The organism is Dokdonella sp. GW821-FHT11D02 (genome assembly GCF_058808595.1).
The window spans coordinates 4,381,100-4,405,081 of the sequence record NZ_CM179520.1; the positions used below are offsets into that span (position 1 = coordinate 4,381,100).

At 66.4% G+C, this 23,982-nt stretch carries 21 protein-coding genes; 15 read left to right on the forward strand and 6 right to left on the reverse strand.

The window, feature by feature from the left end; translation table 11 throughout:
• Window positions 1-100: 100 nt before the first annotated feature.
• From AC3QL3_RS18530 to purD, 13 genes are all read left to right on the forward strand, one after another.
• Entirely contained in the window at window positions 101-3,697 is a 3,597-nt protein-coding gene (locus AC3QL3_RS18530) for a M64 family metallopeptidase (protein ID WP_492895591.1), read from the forward strand.
• Between the two features lie 91 nt (window positions 3,698-3,788).
• Complete coding sequence (gene cutA, locus AC3QL3_RS18535) at window positions 3,789-4,103, forward strand: divalent-cation tolerance protein CutA (RefSeq protein WP_492895592.1); 315 nt, start codon at window positions 3,789-3,791, stop codon at window positions 4,101-4,103.
• Window positions 4,104-4,179: 76 nt separating this feature from the next.
• Window positions 4,180-6,522: a protein-disulfide reductase DsbD gene (locus AC3QL3_RS18540; RefSeq protein WP_492895593.1), complete on the forward strand. Its 2,343-nt coding sequence runs from the start codon at window positions 4,180-4,182 to the stop codon at window positions 6,520-6,522.
• Window positions 6,519-7,070 carry a TlpA family protein disulfide reductase gene (locus tag AC3QL3_RS18545; RefSeq protein WP_492895594.1) on the forward strand — a complete coding sequence of 184 codons (552 nt, stop codon included), beginning with the start codon at window positions 6,519-6,521 and terminating at the stop codon, window positions 7,068-7,070. The genes AC3QL3_RS18540 and AC3QL3_RS18545 overlap by 4 nt, the downstream gene beginning before the upstream one ends.
• Before the next feature lie 93 nt (window positions 7,071-7,163).
• Window positions 7,164-7,604, forward strand: a complete 441-nt coding sequence (gene aroQ / locus AC3QL3_RS18550; protein ID WP_492895595.1) for a type II 3-dehydroquinate dehydratase — start codon at window positions 7,164-7,166, stop codon at window positions 7,602-7,604.
• Window positions 7,605-7,636: 32 nt separating this feature from the next.
• Complete coding sequence (gene accB, locus AC3QL3_RS18555) at window positions 7,637-8,110, forward strand: acetyl-CoA carboxylase biotin carboxyl carrier protein (RefSeq protein ID WP_492895596.1); 474 nt, start codon at window positions 7,637-7,639, stop codon at window positions 8,108-8,110.
• A 20-nt stretch (window positions 8,111-8,130) separates the two neighbouring features.
• Window positions 8,131-8,565, forward strand: coding sequence for a four helix bundle protein (locus AC3QL3_RS18560; protein ID WP_492895597.1), 435 nt, complete (start codon window positions 8,131-8,133; stop codon window positions 8,563-8,565).
• Complete coding sequence (gene accC, locus AC3QL3_RS18565; protein WP_492895598.1) at window positions 8,555-9,922, forward strand: acetyl-CoA carboxylase biotin carboxylase subunit; 1,368 nt, start codon at window positions 8,555-8,557, stop codon at window positions 9,920-9,922. Before AC3QL3_RS18560 ends, accC begins: the two co-directional genes overlap by 11 nt.
• Before the next feature lie 123 nt (window positions 9,923-10,045).
• Window positions 10,046-10,975, forward strand: coding sequence for a 50S ribosomal protein L11 methyltransferase (gene prmA, locus AC3QL3_RS18570; protein WP_492895599.1), 930 nt, complete (start codon window positions 10,046-10,048; stop codon window positions 10,973-10,975).
• A gap of 175 nt (window positions 10,976-11,150) precedes the next feature.
• A complete protein-coding gene (locus tag AC3QL3_RS18575; RefSeq protein ID WP_492895600.1) occupies window positions 11,151-11,939 on the forward strand; it encodes a zinc-ribbon and DUF3426 domain-containing protein in 789 nt (262 codons plus the stop codon).
• A gap of 225 nt (window positions 11,940-12,164) precedes the next feature.
• Entirely contained in the window at window positions 12,165-12,446 is a 282-nt protein-coding gene (locus AC3QL3_RS18580; RefSeq protein WP_492895601.1) for a helix-turn-helix domain-containing protein, read from the forward strand.
• Between the two features lie 78 nt (window positions 12,447-12,524).
• Window positions 12,525-14,102: a bifunctional phosphoribosylaminoimidazolecarboxamide formyltransferase/IMP cyclohydrolase gene (gene purH, locus AC3QL3_RS18585; protein WP_492895602.1), complete on the forward strand. Its 1,578-nt coding sequence runs from the start codon at window positions 12,525-12,527 to the stop codon at window positions 14,100-14,102.
• Window positions 14,103-14,229: 127 nt separating this feature from the next.
• Window positions 14,230-15,510 (forward strand): phosphoribosylamine--glycine ligase, encoded by a 1,281-nt coding sequence (purD, locus tag AC3QL3_RS18590; RefSeq protein WP_492895603.1) that lies wholly within the window; start codon window positions 14,230-14,232, stop codon window positions 15,508-15,510.
• Between the two features lie 24 nt (window positions 15,511-15,534).
• Here purD and AC3QL3_RS18595 read toward each other — a convergent pair whose 3' ends face one another.
• Entirely contained in the window at window positions 15,535-17,232 is a 1,698-nt protein-coding gene (locus AC3QL3_RS18595; RefSeq protein ID WP_492895604.1) for a tetratricopeptide repeat protein, read from the reverse strand.
• 171 nt (window positions 17,233-17,403) lie between these two features.
• Between AC3QL3_RS18595 and AC3QL3_RS18600 the strand changes: the two genes are divergently transcribed.
• Window positions 17,404-19,284, forward strand: coding sequence for an MFS transporter (locus tag AC3QL3_RS18600; RefSeq protein WP_492895605.1), 1,881 nt, complete (start codon window positions 17,404-17,406; stop codon window positions 19,282-19,284).
• The gene (locus tag AC3QL3_RS18605) at window positions 19,281-20,411 is read left to right on the forward strand and encodes an MGDG synthase family glycosyltransferase (protein WP_492895606.1); all 1,131 of its coding nucleotides are present in this window, start codon (window positions 19,281-19,283) and stop codon (window positions 20,409-20,411) included. Before AC3QL3_RS18600 ends, AC3QL3_RS18605 begins: the two co-directional genes overlap by 4 nt.
• Window positions 20,412-20,415: 4 nt before the next feature.
• Here the strand turns inward: AC3QL3_RS18605 and ampE are convergent, their stop codons facing one another.
• From ampE to AC3QL3_RS18630, 5 genes are all read right to left on the reverse strand, one after another.
• The gene (gene ampE / locus AC3QL3_RS18610) at window positions 20,416-21,291 is read right to left on the reverse strand and encodes a regulatory signaling modulator protein AmpE (protein ID WP_492895607.1); all 876 of its coding nucleotides are present in this window, start codon (window positions 21,289-21,291) and stop codon (window positions 20,416-20,418) included.
• 73 nt (window positions 21,292-21,364) lie between these two features.
• Entirely contained in the window at window positions 21,365-22,327 is a 963-nt protein-coding gene (nudC, locus tag AC3QL3_RS18615; RefSeq protein ID WP_492895608.1) for an NAD(+) diphosphatase, read from the reverse strand.
• Between the two features lie 5 nt (window positions 22,328-22,332).
• Complete coding sequence (gene erpA / locus AC3QL3_RS18620) at window positions 22,333-22,701, reverse strand: iron-sulfur cluster insertion protein ErpA (protein ID WP_492895609.1); 369 nt, start codon at window positions 22,699-22,701, stop codon at window positions 22,333-22,335.
• Between the two features lie 51 nt (window positions 22,702-22,752).
• Complete coding sequence (locus AC3QL3_RS18625) at window positions 22,753-23,172, reverse strand: bactofilin family protein (protein ID WP_492895610.1); 420 nt, start codon at window positions 23,170-23,172, stop codon at window positions 22,753-22,755.
• Window positions 23,159-23,890 carry a DUF6776 family protein gene (locus tag AC3QL3_RS18630; RefSeq protein WP_492895611.1) on the reverse strand — a complete coding sequence of 244 codons (732 nt, stop codon included), beginning with the start codon at window positions 23,888-23,890 and terminating at the stop codon, window positions 23,159-23,161. Before AC3QL3_RS18630 ends, AC3QL3_RS18625 begins: the two co-directional genes overlap by 14 nt.
• Between the last annotated feature and the right edge of the window lie 92 nt (window positions 23,891-23,982).

A 23,982-nucleotide genomic window follows, 5' to 3' on the forward strand; every position in this document is an offset into this window, starting at 1 on the left:
GCTGGACCGCGCCCACAATTTTGACGTTGGCGGGAACACGCATTGACGGCTGCTCTTCCACGTGAGGCAATCGACAGCCTCAGGACGGGAGGGAACCGAGATGCGACACTTTTTTGCATGGATCATCAGCCTGGGCATGCTGATTCCGGTGACGGCAGCGGCTGGCAACGAAGCGCTGGTCCTTGGTTTCCGAATGGATTCCCAGCGGCAACCGCACCTCGTCTCACTGACGACCAGTCCACGCGTCCCCGCTGCGCCACCCGTTGTCGGTGCCGCTTGGACGATAGCGGCGACTGCAGACCGTTCCGCCCTCCTCTGGTCGCGCCAATTGCCGATACCTCACCGATTCCACGCCGGCGAAGACTCAGAAACGTCCTTCGTGGCTGTCGTGCCGTCGCCTTCACCCGGCACGCATCTGAGTCTGCTGGACGAAACGCAACGCGAGCTGTGGGCCATGGACGTCGATCAGGCATCTCTGGACGGCGCAGCAGCCGCGTCTCTCAAGTTGGAACCCTCGCTTGTGGCCGCGAAAGCAGCCACCCATGAACTTCTCAACCATCAAACTGAGCCCGCATTGCAACGACAGATCGACGCGGCACGCGCCACCGGAGCAGAGCTCAGTAAGGACCTCCGCCTCCCCTATGCGGACTCGCACTCGAGTTTGAACCCTGGCATTACCGCACGTTCTCCGGCGAGCAGTCCTCTCATTTCCGCCCCTGACACCGCTGCTGCAAAGATGGCCGCCATCGTGGTCGCGCACGTCGTGGACGAAAGTGGCGGTGCTCCCGGCGTGGCTTTTCCTGCGACCGTGAGAGCGCTCGATGGCAGCGAACAGCAGGACTTGCAGGTAGAGGCAGACGGATCGCTCCGCATGTCCCTCACCGCGGGCACTTCCTATCGGCTGAGCCTGGCACCGCCGCCGCCGCTGGCAACCACGACGATTCGTTTCAACTATTCGGGAGCCGAGCCCGACCCTTTCGTCGTGAAGCGGGGCTGGCAGCTGGAGATGATTCTGAAGAATGCGCGTACCGGAGAGGTCATCAGCGACAACCTCGGAGCTTCCTACTCGGTTCGCAACGATCAGAATGAAGACTTCTTTGTGACGGCAAGCCGAGGACGACTGCTCGCTACCGTTTCCAGAGACTCCACCGCGAAGCTCGCTTTGGGAATAACGAATCTGTCGGGATACGCGCCCTCGATCTTATATCCACTCGGTCTTGTTTCCGGCAACGGAGCGATCGACATCCTGCTAGACCACGTCGAGACCGTCTTCGCCCACGTCTCGACAGAGCCGGGCGCTCAGTTCGCTGGTAGTTTCTATGCCGAATGCAATTCCCACGCAACGGAAAACGAGCCTCAGTACTGGATACGAGGCACTACGATCGAGCCCAATTCCATACGCTTTTACGCACCCTCGGGCCGCAAGTATTACTGCGACCTGAGTTCGTTGAATTTCAGCCGTCGCTTCACCGAGGTCCAGTTCAACACCGCAAGACCGGTCAACTGGACGATGCCGACGACGATCGACACGCGGTTCGACCTAATCGATACCGCCGGACGGCCTTACGAAGGCTCCTTCTATGGAGAATCCAACGACGAGGGGCTCGATACGAGATCGTACTGCGTCGAAAATCCCTGCATGTTGCCGCTGCCCTCCCAGCGTCCGGCGACTGTCCAGTTCTTTCTGACGAGCGACATCCCGTTTGCAACGATCGGCCCCGAAGTCTTCCGGAACGGCGACAGACGAAAGGTCGCCGTGCGGATGCAGCGTCGCGTAAACGGCCGCATTGTGAATCCCCAGTCCGATTCCTACGCCCGCCCTCGCGTTCGTGCATACGAAGTCCCCGGTGATCGCTTCGTCGTGTCGACCAGAACCAACGGGATCGGCGAATACGAGTTGCCGTTAATGGAGGGAACCTACGTCTTCGAGATCGACACCAACCGCGAAGATGGCGGACGCGGCAACGTCTTCTACCGGCGCCCCCATCGAACGTCCCCCATCACGATTTTGTCCGACCAACAATTGCCGGACATTGTGCTCGATGCGCAAGAAGGAGAAGTTCAACTCTCCATTACCCAAGCGTGCTTCACGACAGCGCCGCTCCATTCGTACCTCTTGGCCAGCGCTCAACTCGTCGCTGCCGACGGCACTCACGTCACCCGACCCTTTTTTCCTGTCACGCCCCCGACGCCGACGGCCGATGGACGATGTGTCGAGGAGTATCGTCTTTCGCTCAGCCCTGGCCACTACAACCTCTCCATTACGCGCCTAGGCTGGCCTCAGCGAGCTCCGGTGGACATAGAGGTCGTCGCCAACCAAGTCGCTCGATACGCGCAAACTTTTCCTGCCGAGCCACCCCCGCTGCTGTGGTCCACGCGTTTCTCGGACGCTCGCGGAAAACCGCTGCGTGACGTGCAGCTGTTGTTGCACGACCCAGCCCAGGCCGAAGCTTTTCCTTTGACTCTCAGTGAGGAGGGCCGAATCGCCATTCCTTACGCCGAAGGCTGGGGCGTCGAAATCCAATCCCCGGACGGCGGAAGTTCGGCGGGCCGTACATTCCTGTTCGGCCGCGATCCGCTCCCAGCCGAGGTCGTCCTTGAGGATCTTCCGCTGCAGGAAACGATGGAAAACGGCCTTCTCCGCCTGTACGGGAACGGGGATCGCGCCCACCGCTTCAACATCCTCGTGCTGGCGGATGGCTATGCCGATGAAAAAGAGTCCTTTACCGACAGCAACCGGAACGGGACTTGGGATGGTCTCATCTGGTACGACCTCGACGGCGACCATGTCTACTCGTCAGGAGATCTGACCTACTACGATTGGAATCATCCTCCGCCGGTGCTCGGAACCGTTCCGACCGACGGCGACGAACCGTTCGTCGACCTCAATGGCGACGGCTACCTCAGCGTCGACGACAAGGGGCTGTTTCTGGAAGCCTCGCGCTCGTTCGTGCGTTCGCTGCTCGGCTCGGACTTCTGGAACGAGCATCAAGACGCATTCAACGTCTATGTGCTTTTCACGCCTTCGCCGCAAGCGGGATTCAATGTCGTAGCGGCAAACGGCGCGAAGGTATGGGAACGCCGCACCCGCTACGGGGCGACTTTCGAGCTGGCTCGGTCGACACTCGAACTGGACCGCAACGCCGCCCTGGTCGACGCGACGGCCATACTGCCCGAAGTCGACCTGGCGGTCGTGGCCGTCAATACCCCACTCTGGGGGCCGCGATCCAATGTCACCTTGGCGCATCCGGGACTCATGGTCTTAGCCGCCGGCGCAAGCCAGATATCACCCAATGACTTTACGTCGAGCCACGAAATGGGGCATTTCGTCGGCGCCCTTTGCGACGAGTACGAAGAGTTTGGCGGCGTGCATCCGGCTGCCGGGTCGGCGGCATCGTACTGCCCCAACGTGTCCTTCACTCCTGAGGCTTCGAAGACGCCTTGGCTGGCATGGCTTCCGGCGGGCTTCAACGCTCCCAGCCGGGATATTGATGGCTCCGTGGGGATGTTTGAAGGCGCAAGCTATTACGCCGGTGGAGCATATCGCCCCTCTTACGATTCAAGGATGCGAAGCGAGAAGCCCTTCTTCAACGCTCCATCGCGTGCGGCTCTGCTCAAGGCCGTGCAACAGAGGATGGGACTTCCGACTTCGGAACGTCGACGATTGCCGCCGATTCTGCCCCGACGCCCCAATTGACGCATACCGCGGATTTGCCCGCTTGGGATGCAAGCCGGAGTCATCGGAACAGGATTGTGTGAAGATCGCCGATTGCGCACCCGCTGATCGCATGTCCGCCCTCATCGCCCACTGCAGCTGCCCCGACCCCGAAACCGCCGCCCGGATCGCGCGCGCGCTGGTCGAGGAACGCCTCGCCGCCTGCGTGCAGGCGCTGCCCGGGATGGTCTCGACCTATCGCTGGCAGGGCGCCGTGCAGGAAGAGCGCGAAGTGCTGCTGCTGATCAAGACCACGCGCGAGCGCTTCGAGGCATTGAAGTCGCGGCTGCCGGACTTGCATCCCTTCGATGTGCCCGAATTGATCGCGCTGGACGTCGTCGACGGCCTGCCGGCGTATCTGGATTGGGTCGCGGCTGCGACATCGTGACAATGAACGACCTGTAATGCGCGCGGTCCAAGCGCGGTCCTGTAGCCCGTCTACCGTTTTCCGGAGTGTTTTCGTGATGCGAACACTGTTCCTCGGCTTCTTCCTGGCGCTCGGCCTGGTCGGCTTCGCACAAGCGCAGGACGACGACCTGCTGCCGGTCGAGCAGGCGTTCAAGTTGAGCGCGAGCGTGACCGCGCCCGGCAAGATCGCTCTGCATTGGGACATCGCCAAGGACTACTACCTGTACCGCTCGCGCATCAAAGCGAAGACGACGCAGGCGGGGTTGACGCTCGGCGCGCCGGAACTGCCGCCCGGCAAGCAGAAGCACGACGAATTCCTCGGCGATGTCGAGACTTATCACGGTGCGGTCGACGCCGTCCTGCCCTACACGCTGGCCGATGCGACGGGCAAGACGCTGACCTTGAGCGTCAGCGTGCAGGGTTGCCACGAAGTCGATCCGAAGATCTGCTACCCGCCGCATGCGACGACGCTGAATCTGGAAATTCCTGCCGCCAGCGCGACGGCCGCGGCCACGCCAGTCGAATCGGCGCCGGAAGGTCTCAAGAGCGGCGCCGCCGAATCGCTGGTCAAGCTCGGCGGCGAGCCCGGGCTCGGCGGCAGCGGCGACCGCACGCCGCTGCCGCCGGAACAGGCGTTCGTGTTCGAAGCGATCGCGGCCAGTCCGACCGCGCTGCTCGCGCGCTGGACGATGCCCAAGGGCTACTACCTGTATCGCGACAAGAGCACGGTCACCCTCGCCGACGGCAGCGGTGCGCGCCTCGGCGCGCCGCGCTGGCCCGAGGGTGTGCCGCACACGGACGAGCATTTCGGCGAGGTCGTCGTCTATTTCAATCAAGTCGAGCTGCCGCTCGCGCTGGCACGCGAACGCGGCGAGCCGCAGACGATCAAGGTGCATGCGGAATATCAAGGCTGCCAGGACGACGGCATCTGCTACCCGGTGATGACGCGCGAGGTCAGCGTGGACATGCCGGCGGCGACGGCGGAGGAGCTGGAGGCGGCGAAGGCGTCGTTCGTGCCGACGGTGGCGCAGGCGCAGCCCGCTTCCGGCGCTGTCGCGCCGGCCTCTCCCGCAAGCGGAAAAGGCGCCAGCAGTGAAGGCCAGTCGGAAGAGCAGGTGCTCGCTGCGAACCTGTCGAGCAATCGCTTGGTCGCCTTGCTCTCGTTCTTCGGTTTCGGCCTGCTGCTCGCGTTCACGCCCTGCGTGTTCCCGATGGTCCCGATCCTGTCGGGCATCATCGCCGGCTCCGGCGACAACATCTCGACCCGGCGCGCGTTCGTGCTGTCGGTGGTGTACGTGCTGGCGACCTGCGTCGTGTTCACCATTGCCGGCGTCGTCGCCGGGCTCGCCGGTGCGAACCTGCAGGCGGCGTTCCAAAAGCCGTGGATTCTGTGGAGCTTCGCCGGCATTTTCGTGCTGCTCTCGCTCAGCATGTTCGGTTTTTACGATCTGCAGTTGCCGAGCTCGCTGCAGACCAAGCTGGCCGACATCAGCAACCGCCAGAAAGGCGGCTCGCTGCTGGGCGTCGCGATCATGGGCCTGCTCTCGGCGCTGATCGTCGGCCCCTGCGTGGCGCCGCCGCTCGCCGCAGCCGTGCTCTACATCAGCCAGACGCGCGATCCGGTGTTCGGCGGTCTCGCGTTGTTCGTGCTGAGTCTCGGCATGGGCGCGCCGCTGGTCGTGTTCGGCACTGCGGCCGGGCGCTACCTACCGCGTGCGGGCGCTTGGATGAACGCGGTCAAGGCGGTGTTCGGCGTGCTCTTCTTGGGCCTCGCGATCTGGATGCTGAGCCGTATCCTCGACGGCGTCTGGGTCATGCTGATGAGCGGCGCGCTGCTGGTCGCCTCGGCGGTCTATCTCGGTGCGCTCGAACGCCTGCCCGACGACGCCTCCGGCTGGAGCCGGTTGTGGAAGGCGCTCGGCGTGATCCTGCTCCTGCTCGGCGCGGCCGAGCTGATCGGCGCCGCGGCCGGCGGGCGCGACGTGCTCAAGCCGCTCGGCGGCATCGTCGCCAGCGGCGGCGGCCAGCAAAGCGGCGGCGAGCTCGCGTTCCGCAAGATCAAGTCCAGCGCCGACCTCGACCGCGAAATCGCCGCCGCCGCACAGGGCGGCCATCCGGTGATGCTCGATTTCTATGCGGACTGGTGCGTGAGCTGCAAGGAGATGGAGAAATTCACCTTCACCCAAGCTCCGGTGCACAAGAGCCTGGCCAATTTCGTGCTGCTGAAGGCCGACGTCACCGCCAACGACGAGGCCGATCAGGCTCTGTTGAAGCGCTTCGGCCTGTTCGGCCCGCCGGCGACGATCTTCTTCAGCGGCGGCGAGGAGCGCCGCGCATTGCGCCTGATCGGCTTCGAGAACGCCGACGCGTTCGTCGCACGGATCGGCAAGCTGCAGTGAGCGGGTTCAATCGCACCAACCTGCTGATCCTCGTCATTGCGATCGGCGGTGCGCTCGGCGGTTTCCTGGTCGGCGGCTGGCTGCGGCCCTCGCCGCCGCAATTCGCGGCAGCGCATACGCTGAAGGTGGGCGATGCGAGTACGCCGCTCAGTCTGCCCGACCTCGCCGGCAAGCCGCGCGCGCTGGGCGAGTGGCAAGGCAAGCTGGTGCTGCTGAATTTCTGGGCCAGCTGGTGCGCCCCCTGCCGCGAAGAGATGCCTCTGCTCGACCGCAGCCAGCAGCGCTACGCCGGCAAGGGTTTGCAGATCGTCGGCGTCGCGGCCGACTCGCCGGAGGCGACGCAAGCGTTCTTGCGGCAATATCCGGTCGCCTATCCGATCCTGCTCGACGACCCGGCGCGCGGCGGCGACGTCGCGCTCGATTACGGCAATCTGCGCGGCGTGCTGCCCTATACGGTCTTGATCGGCCGCGACGGCCGCATCCTCGCGCAACGCGCCGGCAACTTCACCGAAGCGGCGCTCGAGGCCTGGCTCGCCCCGCATTTCTAACCCAAACTCCGGCATTTCCCGTCGAACGTCGTCGAACTGGACAGAACGGGCAAGCTCCCCCAGACTAGCGCCCCGTTTCCCGCGAGTGCGCCCGTGGCCAAGATTCTGGTCCTGCACGGCCCCAACCTCAACTTGCTCGGTACGCGCGAGCCCGAGGTCTACGGGCGCACGACGCTGGTCGACATCGACGCCGAGCTGGCGCGCAACGCGCGCGACGCCGGGCACGAACTGAGCAGCCTGCAGTCGAACGCCGAACACGTACTGATCGATCGTGTCCAGGCCGCCGCGCGCGACGGTACTGCCTTCATCCTGATCAACCCGGGCGCGTTCACCCACACCAGCGTCGCGCTGCGCGATGCGTTCGCCGCCGTTGCGATCCCGTTCGTCGAGATCCATCTGAGCAACGTGCACGCGCGCGAAGCGTTCCGTCATCACTCGTATTTTTCCGACCTCGCCGTCGGCGTCATCGCCGGCTTCGGCGCGGACAGCTACCGTCTCGCGCTCGACGCCGCCGTGCGCCGGCTCGGGGCCTGACCTTTTTCAAAGACTTTCAGCCGGGAGTCCGCATGGACCTGCGCAAGATCAAAAAACTCATCGACCTGCTCGAAGAATCCAATCTCGCCGAACTCGAAATCAAAGAAGGCGAAGAGATCGTGCGTCTGTCGCGCCTGCCCAAGGGCATGGTCGCCTCGATGCCGCAGATGGTGCCGGCGCAGCCCATGCGCGTCGAAGCACCGGCCCCGGCCGCCGCACCCGCGGCGAGCGAGCCTCCGGCGGCGAGCACCGGCGGCAAGTCGCTGCCGGCCGGCCATGTCGTAAAAGCACCGATGGTCGGTACCTTCTACGCGTCGGCGAACCCGGAAGCGGCGGCGTTCGTCAAAGTCGGCCAGGCGGTCAAGGCCGGCGACACGCTCGGCATCATCGAGGCGATGAAGATGTTCAACCAGATCGAGGCCGACGTCAGCGGCACCGTCCTCGCCATCCTCGTCAACAACGGCCAGCCGGTCGAGTTTGACGAGCCGATGTTCGTGGTGGGCTGAAGAGCCGGGATTGGGGATTCGTGATTCGGGATTCGAAACAGCGCCCGCATGAGCGACTCGATGTCTGGCAGGATGCCATGGCATTGGTGGAAGCCATTTATCGGCTGACCGAACATTTCCCCGACAGCGAGCGGTTCGGACTGATCAGCCAAATGCGCCGTGCTGCCGTCAGCGTCCCTTCCAACATCGCGGAAGGTGCGGCGCGGCGATCCACCGTCGAATACCTGCGCTTCCTCTCGATCGCCCGCGGCTCGCTCGCCGAGCTCGACACGCAAATCCACATCGCCGTACGTCTCGACTTTGCCGCTCGCTCCGAGCCGTTGGACGAAATCCTTCAACGCACCTTCGCGCGCCTGAACGCGCTGATCCATTCGATCGAGTCGCGCAGCGCGGATTCCGCGCTTTCCCAATCCCCAATCCCAAATCCCCAATCCCGGCCCCTCCATGCTCGATAAAGTCGTCATCGCTAACCGCGGCGAGATCGCACTGCGCGTGCTGCGCGCCTGCCATACGCTCGGCATCAAGACGGTCGCGGTGCACTCGACCGCCGACCGCAACCTCAAGCACGTCGGCATGGCCGACGAGTCGGTCTGCATCGGGCCGCCGCCGGCGGCCGAAAGCTATCTCAACGTGCCGGCGATCATCGCGGCGGCGGAAGTCACCGACGCGCAGGCGATCCATCCCGGTTACGGCTTCTTGTCGGAGAACGCCGACTTCGCCGAAAGAGTGGAAAAGTCCGGCTTCATCTTCATCGGCCCGACCGCCGACGTGATTCGCCTGATGGGCGACAAGGTCGAGGCGATCCGCGCGATGAAGGCGGCCGGCGTGCCGTGCGTGCCGGGCTCGGGCGGTCCGCTCGGCGAGGACATGGTCGCCAACACCAAGGTCGCGCGCGAGATCGGCTACCCGGTCATCATCAAGGCGGCCGGCGGCGGCGGCGGGCGCGGCATGCGCGTCGTGCACACCGAAGCGCATCTCTCCAACGCGATCCAGATGACCAAGTCGGAAGCCAAGGCCGCGTTCGGTAACGGCGAGGTCTACATGGAGAAATTCCTGGAGAACCCGCGCCACGTCGAAATCCAAGTGCTCGCCGACGGCCAGGGCAATGCGATTCATCTGGGCGAGCGTGACTGCTCGATGCAGCGCCGCCACCAGAAAGTGGTCGAGGAAGCGCCGGCACCGGGCATCACGCCCGAGCAGCGCGCGGAGATCGGCAAGGTCTGCGTCGAAGCCTGCCTGCGCATCGGCTATCGCGGCGCCGGCACGTTCGAGTTCCTGTACGAGAACGGCCGCTTCTACTTCATCGAGATGAACACGCGCATCCAAGTCGAGCATCCGGTCACCGAGCTGATCACCGGCGTCGATCTGGTGCGCGAGCAGCTCTTGATCGCGGCCGGCGAGAAGCTGTCGATCCGCCAGCAGGACGTGGTGCTGACCGGCCACGCGATCGAATGCCGCGTCAACGCCGAAGATCCCGACACCTTCATGCCGAGCCCGGGCATCGTGAAGCGCTTCGAAGCGCCCGGCGGCCCCGGCGTGCGCGTCGACACGCACGTCTACGACGGCTACCGCATTCCGCCGAACTACGATTCGATGATTGGCAAGCTGATCGTGCACGGTCGCGACCGCGCCACCGCGATCGCACGCATGCGCATCGCGTTGTCGGAGATGGTCGTCGAAGGCATCAAGACCAACGTGCCGCTGCAGCAACGCATCATGGCCGACGGCGGCTTCCAGAGCGGCGGCCAGAACATCCACTACCTCGAGCGGCGCATCGCGGAGGCGAAAGAGAAAGCGATCGGGATCGGGTAAAGGCCGAGATTTGGGATTTGGGATTGGGAATTGGAAGGAGCCGGTTGTTGCGACGGCGATTCATTTCCCCACCAAGACGGCGAGCGCTTCGCGATCCACTTTTGCGCACTCTAGGAGTCTGCTTTGTCCAATCCGCCATCCCAAACCCCTAATCCCGGCTTCCTCGAACTCGCCCTCACCGTCCACGAATCCGAGCAGGAACGCGTCGAACTCGCGCTCGAAGAAGTCGGCGCGCTCAGCGTGACCCTGCTCGATGCCGAGGTCGACACGCCCAATGAACGTGCGATCCTCGAACCCGGCGTCGGCGAGACGCCGTTGTGGGGCGAGATCGCATTGTGTGCGCTGTTCGACGCCGGCACCGATCGCGCCGGATTGCTGCACGTCTTGACCGACCTCCTGCCCGAGCTCGCGCCCGAGCGCATCGCGTTTCGCGAGGTCGCCGACCAGGACTGGACGCGAGTCTGGATGGATCAGTTCCAGCCGATGCGCTTCGGTCGCCGGCTGTGGATCTATCCGTGGAACATCGAACCGCCGGCGGACGATCGCGACGCGATCGTGGTGCGTCTCGATCCCGGCCTCGCGTTCGGCACCGGCACGCATCCGACCACGGCCCTGTGCCTGGAATGGCTCGACGGCATCGAGATCGCCGGCCGCGACGTGATCGACTACGGCTGCGGCTCGGGCGTGCTCGCGATTGCCGCGCTCAAGCTCGGCGCCGCACGTGTGGTCGGCGTCGACAACGATCCGCAGGCGATCGAGGCGAGTCGCGACAACGCCGCGCGCAACGGCGTCGTAGAACGTCTCGAACTCCTGTTGCCGGAGGAGTTTGCGCAGGCGCAGGCAGACGTCTTCGTCGCCAACATCCTCGCAGGCCCCCTGGCCGAACTCGCGCCGCGCTTCGCCGCGAACGTGCGCCCGGGCGGCGCGCTGGCGCTGTCGGGCATCCTGCAAGGACAGGCGCAGGAACTGGTCGAGCGCTACGCGGAATGGTTCGACGATCTGCTCGTGACCACGCGCGAAGATTGGGTGCGCATCAGCGGCCGCCGCCGCTGACCCGACCCGACACGCCCGACGCGCGTAACGCGTCACGCCCGCGACCTTCGCTCTTGCGATCCTCCTTGATCGCCGCGACCTGCTCGCGCGCAAGAACCGGTGCGGTGCGTCTTCGGGAAACTCTACTCGCGGCCGTCCATGGCCGCGCTTCTCATCAGCGGCTTACAATCGGCGCATGTATGCGCAATGTCCCGAGTGCCTGACGATCTTCAAACTCGGCGGCGCCGAGCTCGCCGCAACGCGCGGTGAGGTGCGCTGCGGCCATTGTGCGGCCGTGTTCGACGCGCTGCGCACGTTGACCGAGCAGTTGCCGCCCGAACCGATCGAATATCTGCAGACCCATCCGCTCGGGCCGGCGCCGCCGCAGCTGGAGCTGCCGGTGTTCCGCCCCAATCCGGCGCAGGCGATGCTGTTCGTCACCCAAGCCGAACGCGTGCTCGCGGCCGATCGCTCGACCTTGCCCGCGTTCGCCGCCGCGCGTCGGCGCGCACGCGCGCCGCGCAATGGGACATGGCTCGCCGGCTGCTTCCTGCTGCTGCTCGTGCTCGGCGGCGAGATCGCCTGGGCCGAACGCGCACGCTGGATCGACGACGCACGCGTGCGGCCGTGGCTCGACGCGGCCTGCGCACGCCTCGCCTGCCGCCTGCCGTTGCGCCACGATGCGTCCACGCTGAGCCTGCTCTCGCGCGACATTCGGCCGCACCCGTCCGTCGACGGCGCGCTGATCGTCTCCGCCACGCTGCGCAACGACGCCGCCTTCGCGCAGTCGTATCCGACCGTCGGCATCACCTTGTCGGATCTCGACGAGAAACGCATCGCGATGCGCCGCTTCGTGCCGCGCGACTACCTCGGCGATACGCGCGCCGTCGAGCAGGGGCTCGCCGCCGGCGCCAGCGCAGCGCTGGTGTTCGAGATCGCCGATCCCGGCCGCAATGCGGTCGCGTTCGAGTTCAAGTTCGAGTGAGCGCAAGCGTCGCCGGGCGTCTGCTCAGTGATCGCTTGAAGAAGCACACGCAAGCCGCGCACGCGCAACGACCTCGCCGCACGCACGAATCGCAACACCGGATTTCACATTCCAAGGACTTACCAAGGCGACCCCGCGGCGCTAATATCCCCTTCCGACGTGCATCTCGCTTGCGCGTCGGCCCACTCAAGGAAGTCGGTTTCATCTGAAGGGGCCCTGTTCGCTGTGAACGCCGCAAGTCTGCCGCGCGCCGATGTCGCGCACGAATCCTCATTGCAACCCGCGCTGCGCGAATGCGTTTCGCGCGCGGTACGCCGCTATTTGTCCGACGTCGAATCCGAGCCCGGCGAGGGCTTGCATTCGCTCGTCATGTGCGAAGTCGAATCACCGCTGCTGCGCGAAGTGATGACCTGGTACGGCGGCAACCAGAGCCGCGCCGCGGCCGCTCTCGGCATCAATCGCGCCACCCTGCGCAAGAAGCTGCAGCAGTACGGTTTGGCCGATTGAGGGGCGCCGCCCGCGGCGCAAGCGCGAAGCCGGTCGCGCCGCTACAATTCCGCCTTTTCCGGCGACCTGTTTGATCCCATGTTCGATGCGACTCTGGTTCCCGCGCGGCGCGCGCTGCTCAGCGTTTCCGACAAGACCGGCCTGATCGATCTCGCGCGCGGCCTCGACGCGCTCGGCGTCGCGCTGCTGTCGACCGGCGGCACCGCCAAGGCGCTGCGCGAGGCCAGTCTGCCGGTAACCGATGTCAGCACGTTGACCGGCTTTCCCGAGATCATGGATGGGCGCGTCAAAACGCTGCACCCGCGCGTGCACGGCGGCTTGCTCGGCCGGCGCGGCATCGACGATGCAGTGATGGAACAGCACGGCATCGAACCGATCGATTTGTTGATCGTCAATCTGTATCCGTTCGAGCAGGTCACCTCGGCACCCGATTGCACCCTCGCCGATGCGGTCGAGAACATCGACATCGGCGGCCCGGCGATGCTGCGCGCCGCGGCGAAGAACCACGATCACGTCGCCGTCGCGGTCGATCCGACCGACTACGCCGAAGTGCTCGAAGCGCTCGCGCACGGCGGCACCTCGCTGGTGCTGCGCCGCCGCCTCGCCGCCAAGACCTATGCGCACACGGCGCGCTACGACGGCCTGATCGCGAACTGGCTCGGCACGCGCGCCGATGCGGACAAGCCCGAAGCGTTCGCGCCGAGCCTGCGCCTCGCATTCGAGCGCAAGCAGACGCTGCGGTACGGCGAGAATCCGCATCAAGGCGCGGCACTGTACGTCGAACGCCACCCGCCGCGCGGCACCGTCGCCGCCGCGCGCGTGCTCGCCGGCAAGGAACTCTCCTACAACAACATCGCCGACGCCGACGCCGCGCTCGAGTGCGTAAAAGCGTTCCGCAAGACGCCGGCCTGCGTCATCGTCAAGCACGCCAATCCTTGCGGCGTCGCGCTCGGCGCCAACTTGGCCGAAGCCTACGAGAACGCCTACGCGACCGATCCGGTGTCCGCGTTCGGCGGCATCATCGCCTTCAACGGCCGTCTCGATGCGGCGACGGCGAAGACGATCGTCGCGCGCCAGTTCGTCGAAGTCGTGGTCGCGCCGGCGTTCGAGCCCGAAGCGATCGCGGCGATCGCAGCGAAGCCGAATGTGCGCGTGCTCGAAACCGGCGACTGGGACGAACTGCCGCCGCACGCGCAGGACTACAAGCGCATCGCCGGCGGCCTGTTGGTGCAGGACGCCGATCGCGACACGCTGCTCTTGTCCGACCTCAAGGTCGTGTCCAAGCGCACGCCCGACGCGACCGAGCTGCACGATCTCCTGTTCGCCTGGCACGTCGCGATGTACGTGAAGTCGAACGCGATCGTGTACGCGCGCGGCGGCCGCACGGTCGGCATCGGCGCCGGTCAAATGAGCCGCGTCATCAGCGCCAAGATCGCCGCGCTGAAGGCGGCCGATGCCAAGCTCGAAGTGCCCGGCAGCGTGATGGCGTCCGATGCGTTCTTCCCGTTCCGCGACGGCATCGACGCCGCCGCCGCGGCCGGCATCCGCGCCGTGATCCAGCCGGGCGGTTCGATGCGCGATGCCGAAGTCGTCTCTGCCGCGGACGAGCACGGCATGGCGATGGTGTTCACTGGCGTGCGGCATTTCAGACATTGAAGCGAGGATTGGGGATTCGGGATTGGGGATTCGGAAAAGCCAATCCGAATTCCTGCGCGAAGCCCATCCCCTTCCGTAGCGGTGCTCTACCAATCCCCAATCCCGAATCTCGAATCCCGGCCTCCCCATGAAAATTCTGGTCATCGGTTCCGGCGGCCGCGAGCACGCGCTGGCCTGGAAGTTGAAGCAATCATCGCGCGTCACTGAAGTGCTGGTCGCGCCCGGCAATGCCGGCACCGCGCTCGAGCCCGGCGTGCGCAACGTCGAGATCGGCGTGACCGATGTCGACGGTCTGCTGACCTTGGCCTTGGACGAAGACATCGCGCTGACCGTGGTCGGGCCGGAAGCGGCGCTTGCCGCCGGCGTGGTCGACCGCTTTCGCGCCGCGGGCCTGCCGTGTTTCGGTCCGACCCGCGTCGCTGCGCAGCTCGAAAGCTCCAAAGCGTTCGCCAAGGATTTTCTCGCGCGTCACAACATCCCGACCGCGCACTACGCCGTCTTCACCGAACTCGAACCCGCGCTCGCCTACGTGCGCGCGCAAGGCGCGCCGATCGTGATCAAGGCCGACGGTCTCGCCGCCGGCAAGGGCGTGGTCGTCGCGCTGACCCTGGCCGACGCCGAACAAGCGCTGCACGACATGCTCGGCGCGCACGCTTTCGGCGACGCCTCCGCGCGCGTGGTGATCGAGGAATTCCTCGACGGCGAGGAAGCCAGCTACATCGTCATGAGCGACGGTCGCAACGTGCTGCCGCTGGCGACCAGCCAGGACCACAAGCGCCGCGACGAAGGCGATCTGGGTCCGAACACCGGCGGCATGGGCGCCTATTCGCCGGCGCCGGTGGTCACGCCCGCGGTCGAGCAGCGCATCCTCGAACAGGTCGTGCGCCCGACTATCGCCGGCATGGCGGCCGAAGGGGCGCCGTTCGTCGGCTTTCTCTACGCCGGTTTGATGATCGACAAGAGCGGCGCGCCGAAGGTGATCGAATTCAACGCGCGCTTGGGTGATCCGGAAACGCAGCCGATCCTGTTGCGTCTGCGATCGGATCTGGTCGAACTCGCCGAAGCGGCGATCGACGGCCGCCTCGACACGCAGTCGGCGCAATGGGACCCGCGCCCGGCGCTCGGCGTGGTGGTCGCCGCGGGCGGCTATCCGGGCAAGGTACGCAGCGGCGATGCGATCGACGGCCTCGCGGTATCAGCCGCCCCCGACGCCAAGGTGTTCCACGCCGGTACCCGACTCGACGGCGAGCGCGTCGTCACCGCCGGCGGCCGCGTGCTGACCGTGTGCGCGCTCGGCGAAGACATCGGTGCCGCACGCGAACGCGCCTACGCGCTGTTGCGCACGCTGCATTTCGACGGCGCTTTCCATCGGCGCGACATCGGGCATCGCGCGCTGCGGCGCAGCTGAGCAGCCGCGCCGCACGAAATCATCTCAACGCTTCGGCGGCGGCGCAGCCGGTGCCGCCGGTGCCGCACCGGGCGGTGGCGGCGCCGGTCCGCGATCGGCCTGCAACCGGCTCGGACGGAAGATGTCGGAACTGGCCGGCCAAGGGCGGTCGGGCAGCTTCTTCGCTTGCAGCAACTGCAGCACTTCGCGATAACCGCCGAGTTCGGCCTGACCGCCGGCGCGCAGGACCAGGAACATCGCTCCCTGCTGCGTCTTCACCGCATCGTCCCACTTGCCGTTGGCGGCCAACGCGAGCGCATAAGCCTCGCCGACTTGCGGCAATTGGCTGCCGCGGTACACCTTGGCGGCGTAGTCGAGGGCGACGCGCTTTTCGTCGGCACTGGCCGCCGGACAGGTGCTGGCCAAGCGCGCGAACAGTTGCAGCAAGTAGACATCGTTCGGATTCTTGGCGAGTGCGCCGTTGACGTCCTTGATCCCGGCGGCGCAACGCCCGGCGGCGACTTCGGCCGCGACCAGTCGCGCCCAGCTGTCGCCATCGGCCGGAACGATTTCGGCCGCAGCGCGGTACTGCTCGACCGCGCCTTCGGGGCGGCCGCTGCGCATCAGGAGATTGCCGAGCGAGACGCGCGCGCCGATCAATTTCGGGTCGAGGCGGACCGCTTCTTCGTAGCCGCGTTGCGCGCCGGCGTCGTCGCCGGCGACTTCGCGCACCGCGCCCTGGCTGAAGCGCGCGACCGCGTTCTTGCCGTCGGCTGCGATCGCCGCGGCGACGCGCGACTCCGCCGCCGGCAGGTTGCCCGACAGCGCTTCGATGCGTGCGTACAGCGCCAGCACGGCGACGTCGTTCGGCGCGATCTTGAGCGCGTTGTCCAAGCTCGCGCGCGCAGCCGGATACTGGCGTTGGCCGGCGAGCACGATCGCTTCGTTCAAGGCCAGCGTCTTCGGATCGACCGGCTTGGGCGGCGCCTGCGTGGCGGCGCGACCGAACAGACCGGCGCCGAGCGGATCGTACAGACTCGGCGCGTTGGGGCCGGCCTTCGCGCGCGCCTCCGCAGCGGCTTTCGCATTGCCCGTGCCGGCGTAGGCGTCGGCGAGTTCCGTGTACAGCTTGTTCGCATCGGGCGCCAGCTTCAGCGCTTGGTTGTATTGCTGGACTGCGTCGGCGTAGCGCTTCTGGCGCAAGGCGATCTCACCGAGCATCGCGTACGGCACCGCCTGGTCCTGCTTCTTGGCGGTGTATTCCTCCAGCATCTTGCGCGCGCCGTCGAGATCGCCGCCGCTCATCTTCTGGTTCGCCGCCGCGGTGCGGATCGGCAGATAGTTCTGATCGAGCGCGAACGCGTTCTCGAACGAGGATTTCGCGCCGATCGTGTTCTTGTCGCCGAGCGAAATGATGCCTTGCAGATAGCGCCAGCGGCCGTCCTTGGGCGCCAGCAGCACGGCGTCTTCGATCGCGACCGAAGCAGCCGCATAGAGCTCGTTGCGTGCATAGACCGCGGCGAGCAGCGCGTAGGCCTCGGCGAGCGGATCGCCGGCCAGCGTGGCGCGAACCTTGTCGAATTCCTCGCGCTCCTTGCGCAGCGCGTCCGCCTTCGGCGCCGGCAATTTCGACAGATCCGGCGTCGGCACCGGCTTGAGCAGCGCTTCGGCATGCAGCAGCGACGGCAGCGCCAAGGCGATGGCAGCGGCGAGGAGGAATCGGGAGAGCGGCTTGGAAGACATCGGCGGATACCGCGGCGACGCGGCCATGAAGGAACAAGCCGCGCAGTTTACCCGCTCGCGCCGGTGCGCGCGCCGACCGGTGGCGGCACGCGAAGTTCGCTATCTTCCGGCGTCGCCAATGCGGGGCGCGTGCTGCTAGATTCGTGCAAACCACGGGGGAATCGGCGGGCCATGGGCAGCTCCAATCAGTTCGATCTGTTGCGCACGCGCCGCTTCCTGCCGTTCTTCGCCACGCAAGCGCTCGGCGCGTTCAACGACAACGCGTTTCGTCAGGCGCTGGTGGTGCTGGTCGCCTTTCATCTGGGTCTCTCCGATGCCGACGTCGGGTTCTACTCGAACCTCGCGCCGGCGCTGTTCATCTTGCCGTTCTTCCTGTTCTCGGCCAGCGCCGGTCAGCTCGCGGAAAAGTACGAAAAGACGCGCCTGATCCGTTTCGTCAAACTGTTCGAGATCGCCGCGATGGCGTTGGCCGCCTACGCCTTCCACGCCAAGAACGTACCGCTGTTGCTCGGCGTGTTGTTTCTGATGGGCCTGCATTCGACCCTGTTCGGCCCGATCAAATACGCGATCCTGCCGCAGGCGCTCGCGCCGAACGAGCTGGTCGGCGGCAACGGGCTGGTCGAAATGGGCACTTCGCTGGCGATCCTGATCGGCATGATCGCCGGCGGCTCGCTGATGGCGATGACCGACATCGGGCCGACCGCGGCGTCGATCCTGGTCGTCGGCGTCGCGTTGCTCGGTTATCTGGTCAGCCGCGCGATTCCGCCGGCCCCGCCGACCGCGCCGGATCTCCGCTTCAACTGGAATCTGTTCACCGAGACGGCGCGCGCGTTGCGCTTCGTCGCGCGCAATCGCACGGTGTTCAATTCGGTGCTCGGCATCTCCTGGTTCTGGTTCTTCGGCGGCGTGTTCACCGCGCAGCTGCCCAACTACACCAAGCTTTTCCTCGGCGGCAACGAATCGGTCGCGATCTTAGTGCTGGCGCTGTTCTCGATCGGTGTCGGCGCCGGTTCGCTGCTGTGCGAACGGTTGTCGGGGCACAAAGTCGAGATCGGCCTGGTGCCGTTCGGCTCGATCGGACTGACCTTGTTCGGCGTCGATCTGTACTTCGCCCGACCCGAGCCATCCGTCGTACACGGGCTCAGCGCACTCGCCTTCCTGGCCTCGCCCGGCGGCTGGCGCATCGCGCTCGATCTGACCCTGCTCGGCGTGTTCGCCGGCTTCTACATCGTGCCGCTGTTCGCCCTGGTGCAGAGCCGCGCCGAGCGCAGCGAGCTGTCGCGCGTGATCGCCGGCAACAACGTGCTCAACGCCTTGTTCATGGTGGTCGCGGCCGGACTCGGCATCGGTCTCACTGCGCTCGGTTTTTCGATTCCGCAGATCTTCCTGACCGTGGCGCTGATGAACGCGCTGGTCGCGATCTACATCTACACGCTGGTGCCGGAATTCCTGATGCGGTTCCTGTCGTGGATCCTGGTCAAGACGCTGTATCGCATCAAGACCGAGGGACTCGAGCAGGTGCCCGACGAGGGCGCCGCCCTGCTCGTCTGCAACCACGTCAGCTATATGGATCCGCTGATCGTCGGCGGCCTCGTGCGGCGGCCGCTGCGCTTCGTGATGTACTACAAGATCTTCAACGTGCCGCTGCTGAACTTCATCTTCCGCACCGCCAAGGCGATTCCGATCGCCGGCAGCAAGGAAGACCCGGCTCTGCTCGAACGCGCATTCGACGAGATCGATCGCGCGCTCGCCGAAGGCGAGCTGGTCTGCGTTTTTCCGGAAGGTGCGCTCACGCGCGACGGCGAGATCGCGCCGTTCCGCAACGGCGTCGAGAAGATTCTCGCGCGCCGCCCGGTGCCGGTGGTGCCGGTCGCGCTGCGCGGCCTGTGGGGCTCGGTGTTCAGCCGCCACGACTCCGCGCTCGGCCGCGCGCGCCTGCCGCGGCGTTTCTGGTCGCGTATCGCGGTCGCGTTCGGCGCGCCGCTGCCGCCCACGACCGACGCGGCGACGCTCGAACAGCGCGTGCGCGAACTGCGCGGAGAATGGGCGTGACGGCGACCAAGCGCCGTCTGCTTCTGCTCAGTGTGTCCGCCGGCGCCGGCCATGTGCGCGCTGCCGAAGCGCTGCGCGCCACTGCCGCAACGCAGTTCGATGCAGAAGCTTTGCATCTGGACGTGATGGACTACGTGCCGGCGGCATTCCGCACGCTATACACCGACCTGTATCTGAAATTAGTCGAGCACAGCCCGACCACTTGGTCGATGCTGTATCGGATCATGGATCGCACGCCACCGAGCGCACCGCTGGCGCGCCTGCGCCGCGCGATCGAGCGCCTGAACTCGCGCGAGCTGCGCCGGGCCGTCGCCGACTTCGCTCCCGACGTAGTGATCTGCACGCATTTTCTGCCGGCCGAATTGCTGATGCGCGAGCGCCAACGCGCGCGTCTCACCGCGTCGGTGTTCGTCGTGGTGACCGACTTCGATCTGCACGGCCTTTGGGTGGTGCCGGAGATGGCCGGCTACTTCGCCGCCAGCGACGAAGTCGCGTTCCGCATGCGTGCGCGCGGCATCGACGAACGCTGCATCCAGGTCAGCGGCATCCCGATCATGCCGGTCTTCGCGCAAACGCTCGACCGTAACGCCTGCGCGACCGAGTTCGGCCTCGATCCGCAGCGCCGCGCGATCCTCTTGATGGGCGGCGGCGCGGGTCTGGGTGGTCTCGACGAAGTCGCCGAGCGGCTGCTCGCGCTCGAGGCGGACTTCCAGCTGGTCGCGCTGGCCGGCCGCAATGCGGCGATGCTCGAGCGTCTGCGCGCGCTGGCCGAGCGGCATCCGCGCCGCCTGATCGCGCAGGGCTACACCGACCGTGTCGAACGCTTGATGACGGCCTGCGACCTGGTCATCACCAAACCCGGCGGACTGACCACCTCCGAATGCCTCGCACTCGGCCGGCCGATGATCGTGCATGCGCCGATTCCGGGCCAGGAAGAGCGCAACTGCGACTACCTGCTCGAACAAGGCGCCGCGCTGAAGGCGGTCGACGCGACCGCGCTCGACTATCGCGTGCGCGATCTCTTGGCCGACTCGCAGCGCCTCGCCGCGCTGTCGCGGCGCGCGCTGGCGCTCGGCCGGCCGCAGGCGGCACGCGACGTGTTGCGCACGGCGCTCGCGCCAGCCTGAGCGCTCAGGCCGCCCAGCCGGCAATCACGCAGAGCGCGATCAGCGCGACCCAGACGTACAGGATGCGGCGCAGCACGGTGCGTGCGTCGGTCAGTTCCAGCAGCGGATTGTCGACGTCGGTGGCGTAGCCGTCGCCGGCGATCACGTCGGCGTCGATGCCGGCACGCGCGAGCGCGCCGAGGAAGCCGAGATCGAGGGTAAAGTAACCCTGGCCGTGCGTGGCGTGATAGTCGCGCCAGGTCTTGACCACGGCGTCGAACTCGGTCGCCAGCGCCAAGGTCAGCGCGACCAGATGCGAAGGGGCCCAATCGAGCACCAGCGCGGCGCGCTCCAAGCCCGCGCGGCGCTCGGCGTCGATTTCCGCGGTGAAGGCCGGGTGCCGCGCCAGCAATTGCACGACACGATAGGTGATGGCGCCGGCCGGGCCCAACACGACGAACCAGAACAGCACGCCGAACCAGCGCGACAGCGCCGAGGCGAACGTGGCTTCCACCAGCGGGGCCGATTGCAGCGGCAACGGCTCGGCTGCCGGTACCGGGCGCAGGCCTTGCGCGGCGGCGTAGCGACGATCGCTGTCGGGCGCTTTCAACACCGCGTCGATGTCGGCTTCGAGATCGCGCGGTCCAATGCTGTAGAACAGCACCAGCACGCCGAAGGCGAATGCCGGCAAGCCGAACAGCACGTGCGCCAGTGCGCTCTGAATCAATGCACACAGCACCAGCACGATCAGCGGCAACCACCACGGCGGCGGCGCGCCGGCCGCGCCGTTCCAGCGGCTCAGCCAGTGCTTCAACCAGGAGAAGTCACGCAGGCGTGCGAGGTCGGGCAAGGCATGCGCCGCCGCCAGAACCAGCACTACCGCGAGCAGAGTCTGTGCCATATGCCTTTCCGAAGGACGCGCGAGCGGCGACGCTCGCCGCATTCTAGCGGAGCCGGCCGCGCACGCGCCCGGCTCAGGCGCGCGCTTTCTGCCAGGGTTCGTCGGAAAGCAGCGTCGAGAGCTCCAGACCGCTGCGCTGGCGCAGCCAGTCGGCGATCAGTTCGTGCGAAACGGACACGCGTGGCGGCAGCACCAGCCGGCGTTCGCTCAGCTCGCGCACGAGGTCGTCGATGCTGAACCAGCGCGCATCGCTGAGTTCGGCACCGAGGCGGATGGTCGGATCGATCGCTTCGGCGAAAAAACCGAGCATCAAAGACGAGGGAAACGGCCATGGTTGCGAGGAATGGTAGGTGCAGGCGCCCACGCGCACGCCGGCCTCCTCGAACACCTCGCGGCGCACGGCGTCCTCGAGCGATTCGCCCGGCTCGACGAAACCGGCCAGGGTCGAGTAGCGATGTTCCGACCAGCTCGCCTGGCGGCCGAGCAGGCAGCGGTCGCCGAAGCCGACGATCACGATCATGGCCGGATCGACGCGCGGGAAATGCTCGATCGCGCATGCGCCGTTCGGGCACAGCGCGCGATGACCGAGCGCGACCAGGTGCAAGGCCGTGCCGCAATTCGAGCAGTAGCGCGTGCGCGCCTGCCAATGCGCGTACGCGCGTGCGTAAGCGAACAGGCCGGCGTCGAACGCCGACAGGCGCATGCCGGCTGCGCGCAGATCGATGAAATCGGCGTCCAGCGCCGCCGCGACCTGCGCCGCGCGCGCGGCATCGAGGCCGAACGAGAACAGCGGGCCGCCGACATCGGCGCCCAGATACGTCAGCGCGACCTCGGCCGCCAGCGCCTCGCGCTCGGGCGCGGTGAGCAGGCGCAGGCCATCGCGTGCTTGCGTGCACAAGGCACGACCGTCGTCGACGATCAGTACGAAGCGTGCGCGTGCATCGGCCCGCTGTGCGGCGCCCCACTCAGCGTCGTCGCGCAGCTCGGCGTTGCGTTCCAGCGGATGGCCGGCGAAGACGTTGACGCGGTCGCTCACGGCGCTCAGACGGTGAACGACGAACCGCAACCGCAGGTCGTCTTCGCGTTCGGATTGCGGATCACGAACTGCGCGCCGGTCAGCGATTCGGAGTAGTCGATTTCGGCGCCGGCGAGGTATTGCAGGCTAAGCGGATCGACCAGCAGAGTCACGCCGTCGCGATCGACCGCGAGGTCGTCCTCGGCGCGCGCCTCATCGAAGGTGAAGCCGTACTGGAAGCCCGAACAACCGCCGCCGCTGATGTAGACGCGCAGCTTCAGTTCGGGATTGCCTTCCTCGGCGATCAACTCGCGCACCTTGCCGGCGGCGGCCTGCGTGAACACGAGCGGCGCGGACGCGGTATCGAGATAGCTGGGGGTGGCGGTTTGGGTCATGTCGGCGGGCGCGATCCAAGCCGCACAAGATCGCGGCTCGGCGCGTTCATTTCAAGCCTCGGCGACCACTCCGGTCAGTTCCGGCGCCGGCAGGCGGCGCGGCGGCTCGCTCTGGTACAGCATCTTGCCGTTGATCTGCGCGCCGGCGGCCATCTCCAACAGCTTGTAGTGCACGTTGCCGTCGATGCGCGCGTTGCCGGCCAGCTCCAGCCGCTCGCCGACGAAGATGTCGCCGTTGACGGCGCCGTTGATGACCGCGTTGGCGACGCGCACCTCGCCGTTGATGCGCCCCTTCTCGCTCAGGGTCAGCACCGCGTCGGAACCCTCGGCCGAGACCGAACCGTCGATGATGCCTTCCAAGTGCAGCCCGCCGCCGAAATGCACGTCGCCGCGAATCGTGGTGCCTTCCGCGATCAGAGTGCTGATCGAGGCGACCATCGGCTTGCCGGTGCTTTTGTTATTGCCGAACATCTTCTTTCCCCTCCGCTTCACCGTTGACGGCGTCCTTCCACTCGAACTCTTGCTCGACACGACCGCCGTCGCCGTCGGCCCGCACCTTCACGCGATTGGGCGCGAAGCCGGGCGGGATCATGATGGTACCGTTCACCTGTTGGAAATACTTGAAGCCGTACTCGATTCCGGAACTGTCGCGGCCCTGATTCAACGCCGCCCAGTCGAGCGCGGCGAGTTTGCCAGCCTGCACGCCTTCGATGGCGAGCGTGAGACGGCCCTTGATCTCCTGTCCGCGCTTGAAGTTCTGCGTCAGCGTCGCGCCGAAGTTCCAGGCTTTGCTGTCGCCGACCTGGGTCAAGGTCAACGTGTGCACCGCCAGCCCTTCGCGCTTGGCGCCGCCGACCAGGCGCCCGTAGAAGGCGAGGTCGGCGCGCAAGGCGTCGATCTCCTCGTCGCGCTCGCGCAAGCTCTGCTGCACTTCGGTCAGCGCGGCGCGCGCGACCTGCTCGGAGCGCTCGAGCACGGCGATCTGCTTCTTCAGATCCTCGTTCTGCGCCTCGGCTGCGGCCAGCACGGCGCGACTGTTGTCCTTGCGTGCGCTGCTGGCCAGGCCCGAGGCGATCGCGGCCACGACCAGCACCGAACCGAGCCAGAGCAGGCCGAGCAACAGCCATTCGCGGCGGCGGCGCTCGGGATCGTGTTTGCGCACGATGAAAGGCGGAATGACCCGAGGCATCGAAGAACACCCAACCGGCAAGCGAACCGAGGCTTATAGTCGCGCCCGCGAGTCGCGGTCAAGGCGCCGGCGTCGACGCCTTTATACTCCCA